Origin of the sequence: Chitinophaga sp. Hz27 (assembly GCF_042263525.1) — a bacterium.
Lineage (GTDB): Bacteria > Bacteroidota > Bacteroidia > Chitinophagales > Chitinophagaceae > Chitinophaga.
In genome coordinates this window covers 102,918-122,306 of record NZ_JBHKFJ010000004.1, presented here as the reverse complement: position 1 = coordinate 122,306, position 19,389 = coordinate 102,918, and the positions used below count along the sequence as shown (strand labels likewise).

General features: G+C 38.5%; 18 protein-coding genes. 17 read left to right on the top strand and 1 reads right to left on the bottom strand.

Features of this window, described 5'->3' with window-relative positions; all coding sequences use genetic code 11:
• Nucleotides 1-50: 50 nt before the first annotated feature.
• Nucleotides 51-392, bottom strand: a complete 342-nt coding sequence (locus ACE38W_RS10075) for a helix-turn-helix domain-containing protein (protein ID WP_375830542.1) — start codon at nucleotides 390-392, stop codon at nucleotides 51-53.
• Between the two features lie 152 nt (nucleotides 393-544).
• Between ACE38W_RS10075 and ACE38W_RS10070 the strand changes: the two genes are divergently transcribed.
• The 17 genes from ACE38W_RS10070 (at nucleotide 545) to ACE38W_RS09990 (ending at nucleotide 19,385) form a co-directional block, all read left to right on the top strand.
• Nucleotides 545-754, top strand: coding sequence for a SymE family type I addiction module toxin (locus ACE38W_RS10070; protein WP_375830541.1), 210 nt, complete (start codon nucleotides 545-547; stop codon nucleotides 752-754).
• Nucleotides 741-1,082, top strand: coding sequence for a CHC2 zinc finger domain-containing protein (locus ACE38W_RS10065; protein ID WP_375830540.1), 342 nt, complete (start codon nucleotides 741-743; stop codon nucleotides 1,080-1,082). Before ACE38W_RS10070 ends, ACE38W_RS10065 begins: the two co-directional genes overlap by 14 nt.
• 369 nt (nucleotides 1,083-1,451) lie before the next feature.
• Entirely contained in the window at nucleotides 1,452-1,985 is a 534-nt protein-coding gene (locus ACE38W_RS10060) for a hypothetical protein (RefSeq protein ID WP_375830539.1), read from the top strand.
• Nucleotides 1,986-2,100: 115 nt separating this feature from the next.
• Nucleotides 2,101-2,418, top strand: coding sequence for a hypothetical protein (locus ACE38W_RS10055; RefSeq protein ID WP_375830538.1), 318 nt, complete (start codon nucleotides 2,101-2,103; stop codon nucleotides 2,416-2,418).
• 370 nt (nucleotides 2,419-2,788) lie between these two features.
• A complete protein-coding gene (locus tag ACE38W_RS10050) occupies nucleotides 2,789-4,507 on the top strand; it encodes an RHS repeat-associated core domain-containing protein (RefSeq protein ID WP_375830536.1) in 1,719 nt (572 codons plus the stop codon).
• A gap of 344 nt (nucleotides 4,508-4,851) precedes the next feature.
• Entirely contained in the window at nucleotides 4,852-6,090 is a 1,239-nt protein-coding gene (locus tag ACE38W_RS10045) for an RHS repeat-associated core domain-containing protein (protein ID WP_375830534.1), read from the top strand.
• A 10-nt stretch (nucleotides 6,091-6,100) separates the two neighbouring features.
• On the top strand, nucleotides 6,101-6,574 hold the full coding sequence (locus tag ACE38W_RS10040) for a hypothetical protein (RefSeq protein WP_375830533.1): 474 nt from the start codon (nucleotides 6,101-6,103) through the stop codon (nucleotides 6,572-6,574).
• 327 nt (nucleotides 6,575-6,901) lie between these two features.
• Nucleotides 6,902-8,134 (top strand): RHS repeat domain-containing protein, encoded by a 1,233-nt coding sequence (locus ACE38W_RS10035; RefSeq protein WP_375830532.1) that lies wholly within the window; start codon nucleotides 6,902-6,904, stop codon nucleotides 8,132-8,134.
• Entirely contained in the window at nucleotides 8,106-8,585 is a 480-nt protein-coding gene (locus ACE38W_RS10030; protein ID WP_375830530.1) for a hypothetical protein, read from the top strand. The genes ACE38W_RS10035 and ACE38W_RS10030 overlap by 29 nt, the downstream gene beginning before the upstream one ends.
• A 245-nt stretch (nucleotides 8,586-8,830) precedes the next feature.
• Nucleotides 8,831-9,124: a YrhB domain-containing protein gene (locus ACE38W_RS10025; protein WP_375830529.1), complete on the top strand. Its 294-nt coding sequence runs from the start codon at nucleotides 8,831-8,833 to the stop codon at nucleotides 9,122-9,124.
• An 881-nt stretch (nucleotides 9,125-10,005) separates the two neighbouring features.
• Nucleotides 10,006-10,302 carry a YrhB domain-containing protein gene (locus ACE38W_RS10020; RefSeq protein WP_375830528.1) on the top strand — a complete coding sequence of 99 codons (297 nt, stop codon included), beginning with the start codon at nucleotides 10,006-10,008 and terminating at the stop codon, nucleotides 10,300-10,302.
• A gap of 73 nt (nucleotides 10,303-10,375) precedes the next feature.
• Nucleotides 10,376-10,729 carry a hypothetical protein gene (locus ACE38W_RS10015; RefSeq protein ID WP_375830527.1) on the top strand — a complete coding sequence of 118 codons (354 nt, stop codon included), beginning with the start codon at nucleotides 10,376-10,378 and terminating at the stop codon, nucleotides 10,727-10,729.
• 501 nt (nucleotides 10,730-11,230) lie between these two features.
• Nucleotides 11,231-12,835: a tail fiber domain-containing protein gene (locus tag ACE38W_RS10010; RefSeq protein ID WP_375830526.1), complete on the top strand. Its 1,605-nt coding sequence runs from the start codon at nucleotides 11,231-11,233 to the stop codon at nucleotides 12,833-12,835.
• Between the two features lie 74 nt (nucleotides 12,836-12,909).
• The gene (locus ACE38W_RS10005; protein ID WP_375830524.1) at nucleotides 12,910-13,881 is read left to right on the top strand and encodes a hypothetical protein; all 972 of its coding nucleotides are present in this window, start codon (nucleotides 12,910-12,912) and stop codon (nucleotides 13,879-13,881) included.
• Nucleotides 13,882-13,898: 17 nt separating this feature from the next.
• Nucleotides 13,899-15,734, top strand: coding sequence for a tail fiber domain-containing protein (locus tag ACE38W_RS10000; RefSeq protein WP_375830522.1), 1,836 nt, complete (start codon nucleotides 13,899-13,901; stop codon nucleotides 15,732-15,734).
• A 264-nt stretch (nucleotides 15,735-15,998) separates the two neighbouring features.
• Nucleotides 15,999-18,299 carry a hypothetical protein gene (locus ACE38W_RS09995; RefSeq protein WP_375830519.1) on the top strand — a complete coding sequence of 767 codons (2,301 nt, stop codon included), beginning with the start codon at nucleotides 15,999-16,001 and terminating at the stop codon, nucleotides 18,297-18,299.
• Between the two features lie 9 nt (nucleotides 18,300-18,308).
• Nucleotides 18,309-19,385 (top strand): hypothetical protein, encoded by a 1,077-nt coding sequence (locus ACE38W_RS09990; RefSeq protein ID WP_375830518.1) that lies wholly within the window; start codon nucleotides 18,309-18,311, stop codon nucleotides 19,383-19,385.
• Nucleotides 19,386-19,389 lie beyond the last annotated feature (4 nt).

Here is a 19,389-nt window from a genome sequence, read left to right as displayed (position 1 = left end):
ATTGTTCTTAATAAAAATGGTTGAAGGACACCCAACCCCTTCAACCATTTTTATTTATAAGCCGCCCTGGTTTTCGCATCGCGGAGTAAACCATCAATAGCATACAGGATATACTTCTTATCTTCTTCTGGTAGTGCATCAATATCATTAAGTCTTTTAAGCATGGCAGGGTCTTTAAGTACGTTAACCTGCTTGGTCTCCCCTAATAAAAATCCCACGGTAGTATCCAGTTCCTCTGCCAGCCTTTTAACCACATCGATGGTGGGCTTTACTTCATCACGTTCATATTTACCAATGATGGAATGATTAGTATTCAGGAGCTTGGCTAACTCGCTCTGGGAAAGGTCTTTAGTCTCTCTGCACTCTCTTAGTTTTTTACCGAAGCTGCTCATATTGGGTCATTTATGGTTTAAAAAGCCTGTTACAACAGTGTTTTTACAAAAATACTGTTCAAATGTGGATGTAAAAAGTCAAATAAATTTGCTTTGATAAGTCAGATGTTATATTTTTGGGTCAAATGTGAACGGATTAAAAATTTATCCACATGGCTAACAAACTTATCAGAAAAGGCAAATTACATGGTCATTACCAATCTGTTCGAGATCATTGGAATCATGGCCGCAATGTACCCTGGTTAAATATACGAGGATTATGGTTAGAACGCGCTGGGTTCCAGGTGGGCGATGCTATAGAAATTACCGTAGAAAACGGGGTACTCATTGTTAAAAAAGTGGCAGCAGATGGAAATCACTGAAATCAAACAGCAGCTAACCCTTGCTACAATCCTGCACCATTACGGCTTAAAGCCAGATAAGTCACTACGATTACACTGCCCGTTCCATGATGATAAGACACCGAGCCTGCAGGTGTATTATAAAACCCATACCGCCTACTGCTTCAGTGCTAACTGTAAAACCCACGGTAAGCCCCTTGATGTTATTGCTGCGAAAACGTATATCCAGAGCCGTGGTCTAAATAATGAAGTGCTTGAAATTGGCCACAATAGTGGTCAGTTCATTCATGGTGCGAGACGGGAGATCCAGCCTCTAAGATCTTCCGCAAAAATAACTCGACCCCTTTAAGACATAAATGCATCTTTTGAGGTATAAATGTTGCATCCAAAAGTTTTTCACATTTGCTAAAAATCATTGCTAAACACTTGTTTCCTTTTATCGCTTATTCAATAATAAGGATAATACAAACCTCTTCAAGGATCGGTCATCAGGAACTTATTATACTATCTCTAATGTTGTAGAGACTTTTTCCAATAATAAATTAAGTACAAAGACCATTACTTATAATGTTTATTCCGGTTATGAATGGGATGATAAAGCAAAAAAATATGTAGGAACCGGCCAGATTGCAACTCAAAAAGAAACGTGGTACTATGATGAAAATGGCAATAGAACCACCGCTGATAAATTAATGTTATAAAATAAATAGGTAAAAAAATGACTGCAAGTAAATTTATAGAAGAGTTGAAGTCTCAAGTCCCTTCAGATGATATTTTAGCAGAAAAAAAGATATCAGAGTTTACTATTGAACGTACAGTCGAGCCTTTAAAGAATTTGAATACTCAGTTTGGTAAGGCTTTGACAGATAATGTTATAATTGACTTATTGAATAAATATGATTTGTCGAAAGTTGAGATAGGAATGGTCGTATTTAGTAAAACGGTAACCGAAGATGATTCCTATTTTTATATAGGGACGGTGGAAGTTGATTTATTGGTTATTAATAAAAAATCAGGCATTATTCAGGTTTTAGAATATGATCAGCCTAATCATACTTTATGGGATTGTGCTAATAACAGTGTTGCATTTTTGCAAGCGTTATTAGTTTGTAATGGGTATTTTTGGGAATGTTTGTTAGATGATGTTGTTTATAATGACGATCTGAAGAGAGCAGCTACGGTAGAGCGATGTGCCCATATAGCAGGGGGAGATGCGTATTACGATTTTTATGCTATGCTTGCAGGATTGTAATTTATATAGCTTTTAGAACAGTATCATTTTTTGAACTTAGGTCTATGCGATTTTGTAGCATAGACCTAAGTTATTTATACACGGCCCTAATCTTGGCATCGCGAGTAAGCCATCAATGGCATACAGGATATCAAAATGGGCAGAGGTAAAAGTTGTATATATTCTGGATGGGAACAATAGCACCGACTTAGCTAATGTTTTAGAGACGATTTGGCTTGCATTTGATAATGTGAAATTCTATTTTTTATTAAATGCTGAGGTTGGGCAATTGAAAATTGATTTGGTCAATTACCCAATTTCTACAGATTTTTTAAGATTAAATACAGGATATTGTATATGGCACTCTGGAGATGAAGAAACCATGCTGAGTATTGAAAAATCTTCGAAATTAGATATAGAGGACTTTTATACGGAGCTGCTAAAAGCAAAATAAAGGATAGAAAGTATTGAAAAAATAAGGCTTTTATAGCAAATTTATAAATGCTTTCCTTTTGTAATAGAGTCTTTAAACTTAGACTTGGTAAGCATTGTATCGATAATCCGGTACAGTGCTTGCCAAGTCTTTTTATTAATATTGTTTGCAACTCTCCTTCTCAATCATTGTGCTACATTTATTTTAAGGGATTCCTGGTTCTTTTTTTATTTTTTAATAAGTATAGCTCTTTGAATTAAGCAATCACTTAGGCAACGTACTCGCTACGGTATCTGATCGTAAGCGTCCTATATCGCTGGATGGCAGTACCATAGATCATTATGATCCTATCCTTTTGGGAGCGCATGACTATTATCCATTTGGTTCGTTGATGCCTAACCGTGGTGGTAGTTTGGATGATGCCGGCAACTGGAATGTGAACACCGGCATGCAGATACCTGCGGACCTGGTGGTGAACAGCCGTACGGGCAACCAGCCTGGTGTCTACAATGCTTCGTCTTCTATTACATTTGACGATGGGTTTGAATCCGGCGAGGCCGATACTTTTGACGCATGGGTTGTAGCTGCGGATGGTGGAAGTGGTAATGGTAGTGGCAGCGGTGGCACTGCGACGACGGGTGGTTATAGGTATGGGTTCAACGGTAAGGAGAATGATAATGAGATGAAGGGTGAAGGGAACCAGCAGGATTATGGAATGAGGATTTATGATCCGAGGTTGGGGAGGTTTTTGAGTGTGGATCCGATTACTGCCCAGTATCCAGAGTTAACTCCTTATCAGTTTGCAAGTAATAGACCAATAGATGGAATTGATCAGGATGGTTTAGAATACTTGACTTACAAAATAAAAATAGATTTAGATGCTGGGACAATGCAAAGATCCATGATATGGAATAATCCAGAACAGCATAGTGATTATGGTAAGCGTGGGCCAGGCGTATTTTATGATATTTCAATTACCAAATGGAATTCATGGACTGAAACCCTTGATGCTAAAAGTATTCAAACTATGGTTGCCAGAGCTGCTTTGGTAGCGGTCATCAGATTTAAATCTGAATATGGAAATTACCTTGGTGCTACCTCTCTATTTAAGGTTGGAAAAGATGGGAAATTTACTACAAAATATGACTATGATTTACCAGCCGTCGATGCAGCGGATAACTATGCAAAACTACATGATCAAGGATATGATAGAGTCGGTGCGGTAGGGGCGACAGGTCTTTTTGATGATTGGGGAACTACACCGTATGACGAAGCTGCCATGAATGGTTTGGGTAATCTATTAGATAATTATAAAGTTGGGGATAAAGATCCTTTTAATGGCCAGCCTGTAACAAAAGGAGAAAGAAGTATCGCTTGGAATGGAAAAACAAGTTTCGGGGAAATTATAAAGGGAAAAAAAGATGCAATCTTTGCCTTTATGTTTAAGAATTATACAAAAGAAGCTACAGGTATAGGAATTGAAGGTAACTATCAATTGTTTCTTAAAAAGTATATGCAGCAGGATGGTGATGGAAATTGGATAAGGAGAGAGAATATGTGGACCAAGGATAAAAAAGGGAATTGGCAACCTGTCCCGTCAAAAAAAGAGGATAAATTGATTTTTATGCTAAAAAACATCTTGATTTTATTTGTAATAGTTTCGAACTGGTTTATTGTTGGCTGTAACTCTATTTATAAGGCAGGGAACCTAGTTGATTTAGATTATCCTATTCAGACGCCATTGAACTCAACACTAATCAGGCAATATCTAGATACATTAATTCAAAAAAGAGGATATGCTGTGCCTGCAAAATGGGAATATTATAATAAATTGGTTGATCTTGATAGTGTTTATAATAAAAGGATATATTTTAAACAAGGGCCAGAAGAAATGTATTTAGTTTCTTTTGGCGGTATGCTTGTGTTGAGTGATGTCTATAATCCTACGATTCGAGAAGATGAATATGTGGCACTTAGAAGTCTTATGTCACCGAAAGAGGAGCAGCGTGTGAAAAATCGATTCCAGCATGAAATTTTAGATACTATTGAGGCTATGGCGAAACGTGATGGTTTACCGGATTCTATTATTTACGTAAGCGGGATAAAGTAGATGAAATATTCCCTACCGTATCTCAATCCAGCATGTTCTTCTGAAAGAAATCTTTAAACTTAGACTTGGTAAGCATTGTATCGATAATCCGGTACAATGTTTACCAAGTTTTTATTTATATTGTTTGCAGCTCTCCTTCTCAATCATTGTGCTACATTTATTTGAGGGGGTTCCTGGTTCTTTTTCTATTTTTAATAAGTATAGCCCTTTGAATTAAACAATCACTGAAGCAACGTACTCGCGTATCTGATCGTAAGCGTCCTATATCCCTGGATGGCAGCACCATAGATCATTACGACCCTATCCTTTTGGGAGCGCATGACTATTATCCATTTGGTTCGTTGATGCCTAACCGTGGTGGTAGTTTAGATGATGCCGGCAACTGGAATGTGAACACCGGCATGCAGATACCGGTGGACCTGGTGGTGAACAGCCGTACGGGCAACCAGCCTGGTGTCTACAATGCTTCGTCTTCTATTACATTTGATGAAGGCTTTGAATCCGAGGAGGCCGATACTTTTGACGCATGGGTTGTAGCTGCGGATGGTGGAAGTGGTAGCAGCGGCACTGCGACGGCGGGTGGTTATAGGTATGGGTTCAATGGGAAGGAGAATGATAATGAAGTGAAGGGTGAAGGGAATCAGCAGGATTATGGAATGAGGATTTATGATCCTAGGTTGGGAAAGTTTTTGAGTGAGGATCCATTGACAAAGGAGTATCCTTGGTATACTCCATATCAATTCGCAGGAAACAAGCCCATTCAAGCAATAGATAGAGATGGAGCAGAAGAAGAATTGGTGCAATTCGGTTCTGCCAATAGGCAAAAAATAGATATGCAGGTAGAAATTGCTGTAACACCTAAAAATCGGATTTTCACATACACTCCTAATTGGGCAAGTAGGATTAAAGAGTGGGCACACTCAGATGGTATCTGGCTGAGTGGAGCTAAGGAATTTACTGCCGATATATATGATATTGCTGATCAGTTTACAATTACTTATAATACTATTGTTAATGGGAAGAACCATGCTTATGGATTAGATGGTACTGCAGTAACAAATTATAAGGAGAGAATGGGTGCCAACCTTAACGCGTTGTCGAATGTTCTGTTGCCTGTTATTGAAATGAAAGCATCAAAGGTCACATTTCACGAACTTGAAGAATTGTTTGACCAAGTAGTTACAGAGTCGCAGCGTAAAAAGTATACCTCAAAAAGTGCAATGGTTGGAGGTATGTTGCCTAATGGGGTGTCCAAGATTGGAGTAACTGGTTCAATGCGTGAGAAGATTGTACCAATTCTGAAAAACACTGCCGAAAGAGATTTGGGGCCAATTGGAACCGTTACTCCACAAACAGGAAATACGATTGGCTGTTGTGCAGAGTTTCATGTCGCAGATGATTTGCTTCGCCCTTATCCACAGTATGGTCCTAAAGACATAAGATGGACAGATGCAATTCGACCTTATGGTCAGAGAATAATACCAATGTGTGGAAATTGCCGTACACTATTCCAAACACCTATGCCGAGGGCGACAGCGAATTTATGGTACTTGAATATTGGTGTTTCTACATTAAATAAATAATTTAAGATTTATGGATAATATTACTGCACCTATTAGCTGGCTTGATCTTCAGTGGTATGCATTAGATCACAACAAACGTATTTGTCTTTTTAAGTCTAATGGCGGAGGAATTCCATGTCAATTAGAAGGAATTGATATGGATCCTGTTTATGATTTCTTTGAAAACTTAACGGAGATGGCTGATAATGAGTTAATCGTTAATCCAGAATTAGAATGGATTGCGAAATTGAAAACTGTTGATGAAAAAAATAACTATCTGAAAAATTTTCTATTTTTTGCAAAGAGAGGGCTAGTATGTTATGATAGGACGTATACTTCAAGGCCAATCGATCCAAGATATCATTTAGTGGTAAAACCTAGTAAGGTTTTAGATTTACATAATATACCTAATTCTATTTTGAATAAAATCATACAGAATCCTCAAGGATTTAATATTATAAATAATGAATCTATTGATATATCTAAGATTGTTTGGAATATGTAATTGTTATTATAAAAACAGATAAGGTTTAGATTTGGAATGCACTCTTTTAAAAAAGAATCGATGTAAAGTAAGTTTTGGTAAGCATTGTATCGATAATCTGGTACAATGCTTACCAAGTTTTTATTTATATTGTTTGCAACTCTCCCTCTCAATCATTGTGCTACATTTATTTGAGGGGGTTCCTGGTTCTTTTTCTATTTTTAATAAGTATAGCTCTTTGAATTAAGCAATCACTTAGGCAACGTACTCGCTACGGTATCTGATCGTAAGCGTCCTATATCGCTGGATGGCAGCACCATAGATCATTACGATCCTATCCTTTTGGGAGTGCATGACTATTATCCATTTGGTTCGTTGATGCCTAACCGTGGTGGTAATTTGGATGATGCCGGCAACTGGAATGTGAACACCGGCATGCAGATACCTGTGGACCTGGTGGTGAACAGCCGTACGGGCAACCAGCCTGGTGTCTACAATGCTTCATCTTCTATTACATTCGACGATGGGTTTGAATCCGGCGAGGCCGATACTTTTGACGCATGGGTCGTAGCTGCGGATGGTGGAAGTGGTAATGGTAGTGGTAGCGGCGGCACTGTGACGGCGGGTGGTTATAGGTATGGGTTCAATGGTAAGGAGAATGATAATGAGGTAAAGGGGGAAGGGAATCAGCAGGATTATGGGTTTAGAATCTATGATCCACGAATTGCAAAGTTCCTTAGTGTTGATCCGCTAATACAAAGTTATCCATGGTATACTCCTTATCAATTTGCAGGAAATAAACCAATAGTAGCTATAGACCTGGATGGTTTAGAAGAGTATATTGTCCATCAATATTTTAATCAGAATAAAGTGTCTAAGATAGAGATAGTGAGATTCGCAGATGTAAATGGTAATGTACAGGATAATAGAATGACCCGGTTAGCTGATGGTTATGAAATACGACGAAAGGTTTTAGTGTTCAATCATAGAAATGGTTCTGATGTGTCCGAAGTTGTAGAACAGGATCAATTGACAAAGGTGCAGCAGAGTGTACTAGATAAAAATCTTTCGATAAGAAACTTTTCACACAAAAATGGTGGATTTGAATCTTTTTCTAGTGCAGAGTATAGTGGAGAAAGATTTACTGAAGGAAGTTTTGCTAAGTCTTGGGGAGAAATTAGTTATCCCAAACCAGTTCCACATCCCCCTAGGCCAGTTACTATATCAGGGTTTAAGGGGTCGAATAATTACTATTTAGGAGTCAGTAATTTCCCTGGTGCAGGAGAATTGGGAGACGAATTAAAAGGTGCATTGTTGAAATTGGGGAAATCTATTGATAAAGCCGGGAATTACAAATTGGTAACGGTAAGCTTGCTGCATGTGGTGGGTGCCGACTTGACTACGACAGAACTTAATGAAGCTCAGCGTCAGGCAAATGTAGTGTTGGATAACATAATTAAGACCTTAAAGAAAGACACCAAAAGTAAGGTGAAAATAATTGGTGGAGGTGCTAAAGTAGTTAAATCAAATGAAACCGCTAATAAAGTAAAAGATGCTGGTACAAATATTAAATTGGAGTAATAATAGATGTTTACACATTATTGTCCTTGTGTTCTCTTTTCAGACATTAATTGCTCAAAGTAAAGTTGGATGTAGGCACAATATTTTTATTGATGCAATTGGTCGTGGAGCTTATTTGAAATTAGATCATGATACAGCAATTGTACGAGAAAGTGAAGCTTTCTATTTGAAAGTTTTGCTTTTTAGCTGTAAAGGAGAGATGTATTTTGAGAGGTATCACAAGTCAAATAATAAAATTGTACTTAGTGGGTATTATGCGGATGCAATTAAGTTGGACACTATTACTGGCTGGGCAATAGATCCTATAACGGGAAAACGTAGTGAACAAACTGATGTACAATATAAACCACTTCGTACAGGTGTATGGAAATACTACAATAATATTGGACAGCTATTGAAAAAGGAAGAATATACTCAGGGTAAGGTTATGTCTTCGATAGGTTTTGAGTGAAATGTGTGGTTAAAATGCCTTCGTAGCAAATTGATTTTTTTAGAAAGCCGCTGCAAGAGTAAGATCTTCAGCGGCTTTTATCTTATCTATAGTTTTAGTAGTAGTTCATTCAATAGATGGAGTGTTTGTATTGCGTTCATAGTTACCAATGATGGGTCAATTGGTAGTCGTGTAATTAATCCTAATACATCCATGAAAAGTGGAGGATATATATAATTATGGTTTCAATACAACTGAATAAAATTATGTTATCACTAGTAGACGCAAAAGAGGTAGCGATTACTTACTTAGAAAAAGCATCAGAGAGGAGTAAAATTGATTTGAGATTACTGGAGGATGAAACGATTGAATTTGAAATAGGCTGGATGTTTTTTTATCAATCTGAAGAATTTATTGAATCAGGAGATATTATGAAAATGCTAGTAGGAAATAGCCCAATTATTATTGATAAACGTAATGGTGACCTATCAATTCCAGGGACAGCATATCCTTCTGAATTTTATATCGAAAAATATGTTAAGGATTTTAGCACATTTTAATCAATATTTTTTCTGAAAGAAATCCATAAACTTAGACTTGGTAAGCATTGTATCGATAATCCGGTACAGTGCTTGTCAAGTATTTTTATTAATATTGTTTGGAACTCTCCCTCTCAATCATTGTGCTACATGCCTTTGAGGGTATCAAAAGGAGGCCTGATAAGAATCCATTTAAAGACTTACCTGTTTTCTGATGTTGTAAACTTACCTAAAAGATAAATTATGCCGAGAATTGGATGCGATTGTGGAAATACAATAAACTTGAGTGATATTCCTAGTCCCAACGAACTTTTAATGATTACAGATACGGACTTTGATGAAATTTATTCAGATTGTATCGATGCTAATAAACTATACGAAAAATTTAAACTTGTTGTTAAATGTGACGTATGTAACAGGCTGCATGTATATTGGAATGGCTTTGAGAATTATCCGCAAACATATAAGCCAGAGTAGTTTGTTGATCGATAAATAGCGGTAAGTTTGTTTATATTAAAGAGGTAAGCCGTGAAAATTGATATGAGTAGTGTAACTAATCTGATCCTTATATTTAGAATGTTAGAAGATGAGGAGCGGATTGTTCAGTAGATTTCCGAATATGCCAGTGGATTCTTTATTGTATCTGTAAAAGATAAGAAATTACCACAAGATTGGTACGGAGGAACAAAACGTATGCAATGTGGTATTTGGGGCTTATAGTTATCTTGATTTGGAAAAGTTCCTTTTATTTTTACGTCAAGAAGTTGATTAGTATGCAGTAGACTTGGTACAACTATTTGTTATGGAAGAAGAATATATGAAGTTTAAATTAATAGAACTCGAACCGGAATAAGGTTGATTTTTCTAATCATAGATAATTTATGTTGACAAAATGTGATGCAATGAAAATTGCCGATAATTATTTAGTGGAATTAAAACAAAATTCTAGATACGAATTGGCATGGTTGTTCGATACGCCCAAAGAATTTGAGTATGGTTGGGTCTTTTTTTATCAGAGTAAAAAGTTTGTGGAAACAAGGAATCCAATGTATGGTCTGGGAGGAAATGGACCTATCATAATAAATAAATTTGATGGTAGCGTACGGAAGCTCAGATCGGCGCGAAATTCAGCGTATTATATTGATCAATATATAAAAGAGATAAAGGAGCAAAATTTGATTTTTAAACCTTATTTATAAAGGACCACGCTCCTTTTTTACTCTAATTGACTTTAATAAGCCGATATATCCTGATTTGTTTAAAAATGTTTTAATGAATAATGTCGAATTTGTTAATGCGATAAAGGCTGCGGTAGAAAGGCCAGCTATCCATGGTATCGTAGCGTTACTTCAAACAAATAAGCTACAAAATGATCGCCTTAAAAGGATGTCTGCATTCTATAGTGCGCTGGATGATAAAGGGCAGATGATAGTTGAAGAAATAATAAAAGAATCTGTAAATAGTGCTGTCTTTGGCTTTTTCTGTGCACTTGATGGTGTTAGGGCAATTGAACACGGACCGAACAAAGGAACATTGGAATTGCGCTATAAGAACAGTATGAAGCAAACCGACATACTTTTGAATGACTTTGACGAAGAATTTCTTCACGACTTGTATAATATCTAGCGGGTACGAATATTTGTTGTAATCTGAATCCAATCTTATTATCAGGTATTTAAACTTGATAATAAAAAGCCGGTTGCACTAAAATTTAAAACGCCTGAAAATGAGTATGATGGCCTTGCCATAAAAAACCATCTTGTATTTATAAACAGCACCGGTGATGTCTATGCTTATTGCACTGACGCAATGAAAGATGATAGCTCATTTATCCAGATTGATAAGTACAAGTGGTCGGCAAATGATGCGGCATTTATCTTTTCGGAAAGCAAATTATTTAGAGATTTCCCCGATAGTATACTGGCATTTAAATTTTAATATCGGCCAAAATCTAAGGAATTGATTTTACCGGCAATTTATCCAGTTTTATTTTTTTAGATGCTAATAGTTTCGGCATTTTACCTCCTATTTTGATTGATAAATGGGGGTACTTCTGTATGGAACGATTTGCTAATTACCTTTAAACAGCTTACTTTAGCCTCGTCACAACTATACCTATCCTATACAATGAAATTTTTTGTTACCACTTTTGTAGCATTTTTGTTAACCACTTGCGTATATGCACAAAAGATTTATCAGATCAGGGCAGACAGCGTGCGTATTTATAATATCTGCGATACTGCCGAATTAATCATCGAAAACAGAACAAAGGATACTGTTGGCTACCTTTTCAATAAAGGTAATGGCAGGACTGAGTTCCAACATATTCGATTACAGAAAGTGGGTAATACCAAGATTGCAATTATCGGACAAGATACTTTGGATCTCGCTACCATACCTGGTATTGGTGGTAATGGCAATGATTTTATCAAAAATCAGATTGCTGTTGGACAGACTGCCGATTTTTGGGTTAATGGCCGTGGGATATCTAGTGTGTTTGAGGTCAATGATGGAATGAATTATCCTGATACACGTAACTATGCGCCCTTGGGCGTGACAAGGCCTGCTACTACAAAGGGGAACCCTTCTTATATAGCTATGACGAGGGCTGGTAATAAAGTTTGGACCCTGGGGGTAAGTGATACCAACCAGTTAATAATTGGTGTTCCGACTGCATATGGCACCAGGCTAATGAATCCTTTCCTGACTATTTCTCCTTATGGAAATGTAATGATGGGGAATGCCTTCAGTACTAAGGAAACACTTAATGTAGGCGGTAATGCGTCCTTTGGTAGACCAGGTATTACCGGTTTTACAAAGCTGGAAGAAGGGGTTGCGCCATCTACTGGCTCTATTGGATTTTATACTACTGATGGTACGCGCCGTGGTTACATAGATTTTGGGGGAACAAATATCAATTATGTGTTGATAGATACTAGCGCCGGAAAGAGCAACAGTCATGCCTTTTATGGTAGAATGACGATGGTGAACCATAAAAATTATAAGGCACTAGCTACTAACCAGTTTGGAGAAGTAGTTGAAGGCGCTGGCAATTTTATCCAGAATAAATTTTCTGATACGCCCATGGATGGAAATTTCAATATTTCCGGTGTTGCAAGGGCGGCATCAGCTGAGATTACGGAGCCTGGTCATGCCGCTGATACTTATTGGTACTCTCCTTTTGGGGTTACCCGCGGAAAAGCAGGAGATTTGTCTTATATCTCCATGACGCAGGCGGGAATTTTAAACTGGGGTATTGGTATCAATGCTGCAGGTGAAATGATTTTCGGGCCTTCGAAGCCGGCAAACGGTACTACCGCGAGAGAGTTATTCACACGGGTACGGATCAATCTTGTTGGAGATATTGCTACACAGGGAACGGTGACTGCTACCGGCTTTTACCAAACATCACTAAGGAGTCTGAAAACGGATATACAACCTATCCCCTATTCTGCGCTGGCAGTACTGAATAAAGCGCAGGTCAGAACATTTCGTTTTAAGGCAGATAGTACCAATAAACTAAATGTAGGATTTATTGCAGATGAAGTGCCGGAAGAAATCTCTATTCCTGGAAGAAAAGGAGTTGATCAGGCCAGTACTGTAGGGCTTTTGGTACGTGCTGTTCAGGAGTTGTCGACCAAAAACGATCAGCTTGAAAAAGAAAATCAGCAATTACAAAGCACTTTATCAGAGCTACTGAAAAGAGTCGAAAATTTAGAAGCAAAAAAGTAATTAATATCGTAACTGTTCGAATTGCTATCCCTATTCTATCATGCTAAACGAGCAGTTTGTTAATCTAAATGAGAATGAAGAAAATCCTTTATGCCTTTTGTTGTCTATTGTTGACACAAGAACTGTATGCTCAGAATTATTTAGCTACACACAACCTCATCAGAACGCAGGTGGCCAGCAGCATTTTCAAGCAACGCCCTGGTACCACTATTCCGGCAGATAATAAGTGTATTACTGCTGATGAGGCCAGATCATGGTTGTATTTAGATGAATCGACTTTGCCAACCAATGGCAGGATGCCTTGGTATCAGGAGCTGAAGCCTTGTAACAACGTTTATGTATTAAATACGATTGAATCGCTAAATGTATATACTGCCTGCGGTTCTTATATTTATGATGTTGGTTATAATGTTGATCTTCGGGATAACTGTGCGAGGAGTAAAATCAAAAACAACTCTTTCTGGGCTGGTGATACAACAGTATGTGGTGTGAATATTTGTACTTCTGCGTCTCCTTCTTCTATTCAGTTAAATGCAAAAAGTGCGCGCTTGCTGAGTACAACTGCAAATACAGGTGATACCACACCTATGGTTACTTCCAGAATAGCTACCAATGGATTGATGGCTGCTGCTGCATGGGTGGCGCCTGCTGGCCCTATGAACCGTTGTGGTATCAAATCTTTAACACCAGATGAGCAATGGACTACCATGACGATCAAAAGAACGCTTACGCATGCTGGTACTTACTACATTGGTGTAGGCGCGGATAACTATTTCCGTGTAAGTGTAGATAATCAACTGGTAGCAAAATATGAAGGACTGGATCAAGCTGCATTTGAATTGTGGCACATTGTACCAGTAACATTAACTGCTGGTGATCATTACTTTACAATTGGCTATTCAAATCACAGTAGTGCATCTGGATTAGGTGTGGAAATGTATGATAATACCGCCGCCCAACTTCGTGCAGCAACCAGCTATAGCACCTTAAACCTGATCTTTTCTACCGCTGATTTCAGAGGATCTAATGTTAGCTTGTGTTACTAGTCATTTAAGTAAAACCTATGAAAAGAATAATTGTATTGTTAGCGCTGCTTGGTGGAAGTAGCGCCTATGCCCAAAAAGTTTATCAAATACGTGCGGATAGTGTCAGGATCTATAATGTGTGCGATACTGCAGAGTTGATCCTTGAGAACAGGACTTCCGGCGTTAATGGTTATTTGTATAATAAAGGTAACGGCCGTACGGAGTTTAAGAAAATTAAGCTACAACAAATCGGCAGTTCCCAGATTGCTATTGTTGGCCAGGATACGTTGGACCTCAGCACGATGCCCGGTATTGGCGGTGTGCAGTCCATTTATAGAGAAGGTGATCAGATAAAGTATGTTAAAAACGGTACTGTATATGCTATTGATGCACCATTGGCAGGTAACTTAGAAAGTGTTACAACCAACGGTAACATGACAAAAAATAAGGTACTGATAGATGGAAATTTCGTTTATACTGCGCCTTCTATTTCTTTAGCTATTGGCGATCATGATTCTGGTATACGGTCTGATGGTGATGGCATATTGTCTCTGATGGCAAATAGTCGTATGGTTGCCAGATGGACACAAGAAAACTTTAATTTTTTCTATCCACCCTATGTAAATAATAATGTCATTTGGCATGCTGGAAATGATGGTGTAAACTCTGGGTTGGATGCGGATGTATTACGTGGAATGGTGCCAGTGGCTGCTCCATACGCTAATTCTATTGTGGCTCGCGATGGTAATGGGTATATCTATTCTAATTATTTCAATACTACTGCTGCTACTGAAAGTGGTGTTACACTAACCCGTCTTTTTGGTGGCTACGATAATTACATCAGACCTGTAGATGCGGCCTCTGTAAGGAATTACCTGGGTATGCCTACTTCCGGTGAAACATTAGCTAGTGTTACTGCACGAGGCGCTACTTCAGATGCCGATATCCTGGTGAATAATGCTATTCGTTCATCGAGACCTACTGTTTTGGATAACCAGTTATATGCCAGTGCTAACTATGAAGCGAGAAGTGATGGGTATCCTTCTTATGGGTTCCATAGGCCAGGAAAAGTAGGATCTGCCCTGTATTTATCGGATGATAACCAATTAAGGGTGAAGAGTTTTTCGGGACCGGATGGTTTAATCTGGAACTCTGTAAATGATGGCCAGGGCTCTGGCTTAGATGCAGATGTTGTGCGTGGATATCGTCCTGATGTTTGGGGGTACTCAAATACATTGGCGCTTAGAGATGCAAATGGTGATCTTCAGTTTGTCAATGATAACGGTTTAACTCGTAGCGGTGGCTTGTATTGGGGATTTAATAGTGATGAATGGAGAATTTTTGTAGAGTCATATCAAGACACGCCTTCTGGTAATATGATATTTCAAACCGCTGATAATGGAGATGAAGGCTGGTTGTTCAGAAGTAATGCTACTGCCGGTGCTGGTTTAAAAAATGTCTTGAAATTTAATAGAGACAATTTAAACTTTGGTGCTGTATTTAATTTAGATGGTGCCGGTAATGTGACAGCCTCTGGTAACATGTATGCCACTTCTTATTACCAGACGTCTTTGAGAATTCTTAAAAAGAATATTGAACCAGTGACTTTTTCTGCTTTAGCAGTACTGAATAAGGCACAGGTTCGCACTTTCCAATTTAAGGCTGATAGCACTGGCAAAACCAATATCGGTTTCATTGCTGATGAAGTACCGGATGAAATGTCTACTCCTGGTCGTAAAGGAGTGGATCAAGCCAGTACAGTAGGTTTACTGGTGAAGTCAGTACAAGAATTGAGTAAGAGAAATGAAGAGCTGGAAGAAAGAGTAAAAAAGCTGGAAGCAATGATTGAAAAATTAGCTGCCGATAAAAAATAATTGCCCTCTGAACTTACTGTGTAGTTTTTTTAATTCATTTTATCAAAGATGAATGATTAAATTACACAGTAAATTTGAGGTCCATTTCATCCTTGATAAGTTTGATTGGATATTTAATTTTATGAAAGGTAAGTAGGTATTATATTCTGTTCTATGTCAAAACTAATCCTTTTGAAATACCAATGTAATTCCTATTTTTGTTTTTGTAAGCCTATGTCAGTCAGTACTTTATCTAGTTAGCCCGAACAGGAACCCGTTAAAATTGTGAGAGCTTTAACCGTAATAATATTATCCCTATTATCTATCCTAGGAGCCTCTGCGCAGGTAAAAGAAATACCAGGAGCCAAGAATGTGATAGATACCATGTGCTACTATGTGCATGCGGATCGTTGTAAAACAATGATTCCAATGCCTGTAGCCATATACGCTGGTCCCTTGGGAGATACACGTCTGCCAAGTATTCGGGACCGTAAGCCTAAGGTTCTTGCGCCAATCGTTAAACACGATCCTTTCCTTCAGATTCATGGTAACGTTTCCTATGATGGCTATTATCAATCGAATAGTGATACCCCTTATTTAGAAAAAGATATTTATCAACATACACTTACTACTAACCTGGATATAACGGTTAAGAATCAATATCCACTGCACTTAGCTTTTAGCACGAGCAAAGGGAATTCCATGTTATTCAGAAATCTTACTGGCATTAACCTCCATTATACTAACCGCGATTTTAAGCAGATGTTGATGGATAAGGCACAAGGTTGGGAGGCTGGAAAATTGAAGCAGCTGAAAGAGCTGGATACGATTAAGTCTAAGCTGGATATTGGATGGGCGCAATTGCAATTATTAAAATCATGGTTTTCTTCTCCGGAGCAATTACAACGGATGGTGCAAGCCAAGGAGCATGATTATAATCTCCGGTATAGAGACTCTTTACCAATGACAGGAGTAGAGTTGCCAAAATACAATCTTAAATGGCCTTTGCAGCCTTTTGCAGATAAGAAACTTAATAGATTCGGAGATGGAGATAGTGCTGTCGCCAAACTCAGGAAAGAATTTGAAGATAAGCAACATCAACTGGATTCTGTGCAAGTAGCCTATGATAACTTGATGAAGCTCTATAACAAGAAAAAAGCTGCATATGGTAATAAGAAGGCTTCTTTATTAGGTGCATTGAAGAATAGTCAGAATGATGGTGAATTAGTATCTGATCTTTCAAGTATGAATCTACCTGATTCGGTATTGCCGCCAGGTTACAAGTTGTTGCTATCGATGAAATCCATTGGTATTGGTAGAACGATGGTTGATTACAGTGAATTGACTGCTAAGAATATCAGTATCACAGGGTTGCAGGTAGAGTTTAACCCTTCCTGGTATCTGGCCTTTGCTACAGGTGCTGTAGATTATAGGTTTCGGGATTATATCGTCAATGCAAACAGGCCTAAACAGTATCTGAATATTGTGAGGGCCGGCTATGGACAAAAAGAAGGCAATAACCTTATCTTATCTTTTTATACGGGTAAGAAACAGGTGTATAATACCAATACCAGCGCGGCTAATGGAAATACAGTAGATATGCCTGATAATAAAATCATGGGCTTGTCTTTGGAGGGGCGTTGGCAGATAAATAAGTATAACTATGTAGTTGGAGAGGTCGCAAAATCATCCATGCCGTATTATCAGCGGGCTTCGAACCATGAAAGTTTAGGTGGTAGTATGATGAAATTTGGTGATCATAGTAATGAGGCTTTTTCTGTAAGTACTTTCAGTTTTATTCCTCAGACATCTACCAGGATTACTACCATGTACAAGCTTTTAGGATCTGATTTTCAGTCATTCAGTTTATACAGTAGTGGTAGCCAGCAGATAGTTTGGTCGTTGAAGGCAGAGCAGCCGTTTTTCAAGAAGCAGTTGACACTTGTTGGGGCTATTAAAAGAAATGCTTACAATAACATCTTTGATAGTACCAATTATAGCAGTAAAACTATCTTTAAAAGCCTACAGGCTACTTTCCGGAGAAAGAACTGGCCGGTGGTTTCCCTGGGTTATTTCCCATCTTCCCAGCTAACAAAAACTACTGATGATAAGTTTATTGAGAATTTGTTTTATACCCTGGTAGGAACGGCCAGCTATTATTATACACATAAAGGTATTGGGATGAACTCGACGTTATCTGCTACCAGATTTTATAACAGGCAGACGGATTCGAGTTTTGTTTATTTCAACAGTACCAATCTGCAGTTTATACAAACCTTCTTTATAAATGCCCTGACTTTGACTGGTGGCCTGTCTGCGGCTGTTAATCAGGAGTACGCCCTGTATGGAGCGGATGGTAATGCACAATATAGAGTGAACAAGTGGCTGGAAGTAGGTGCTGGTGTGAAATACAATTACCAGACTGTTTATGAAAACAAGCAATTAGGATATTCTGGAAATACTAAAATAACAATCCCTAAAATCGGTGAATTTGGGCTAATGGCAGACCAGGGCTTTGTTCCTGGTGTGAATAAGCAATTGGTACCAAATAAAACAGGCCGGTTAACCTATACTAAAATATTTTAAAAGAACCGTATGAAGAGGACCTTATACCTCCTGTTAATGTTGCTATCCTTTCGTGTATCCGGGCAGGTTACTATCACTGCTCAGCTGCCACCGGCGGGCCTGTTGATGAAAGCCCAACTATGGAATATGATACTCGTATCCGGCTCCCAGGCGCCAATAGGCGTACGGGTGGCCATCAGGCTTATGGACGCCACTACTAATCAACCCTTGTTGACTGGTATTACCAAGGAAATAATGCTTTCACGTGGGGCCAAACAAATGCAGGCCGGAGATTTCATGCCAATACAGTATGAATATCTAAGTAGTAGTGTGGACCGTAGCGTGAATGCTACGCTTCCTGCTGGTAATTACATGGTATGTTATAGTTTGATTTTGTCAGATAATAAACAACAGCAAGCGGGAGATGATTGTGTCCCATTTGTAGTGGAACCTGTTAGTCCGCCAGTGTTGAATATGCCTGCGGATGGAAGTGTGCTGGATACACGTGCGCCGCAGTTTACCTGGATTCCCCCTACCCCACTGAATATGTTTAATGATCTCAACTACGATATGATCATCACACATGTAAGAGAAGGGCAATCGCCACAAGAGGCCGTTCAGCAGAACATTCCTGTTTATCGTGGTAAGTATCTGAAAAATATTTTTGTTAACTACCCAACATCCGGAACTCCACTTGATACAGGTGTTAATTATGCCTGGACGATTACCGCGCGTAATGGTGCTTTGTTTGCTGCCCAGGCTGATGTTTGGACATTTAAAATCAGAGGTGTAGATAAAAAATCCTTGGATAATAACGGCGCGTTTGTGCAGCTTCGCCGCGAACAGGATGCAGCCGTAGTGGCGGTGAAATCTGCGGTACAGGTAGTATATACGAATGAAGCAGGCGATAATAATACCCGCTATGAAATTGTTTCTTCTGATAGGAATACAGTAGTGTACAGTGATGTAGTGACATTGGAAAGAGGTGAGAACAGGATCGCTATACCACTGAATAAAATTGGTCTGAAGACAGGAGCGTCCTATTTGTTCAGAATGAGAAACAGCAGGAATGAAACCTGGCAGCTGAGATTTATTTATTCAGAGTAGTCTG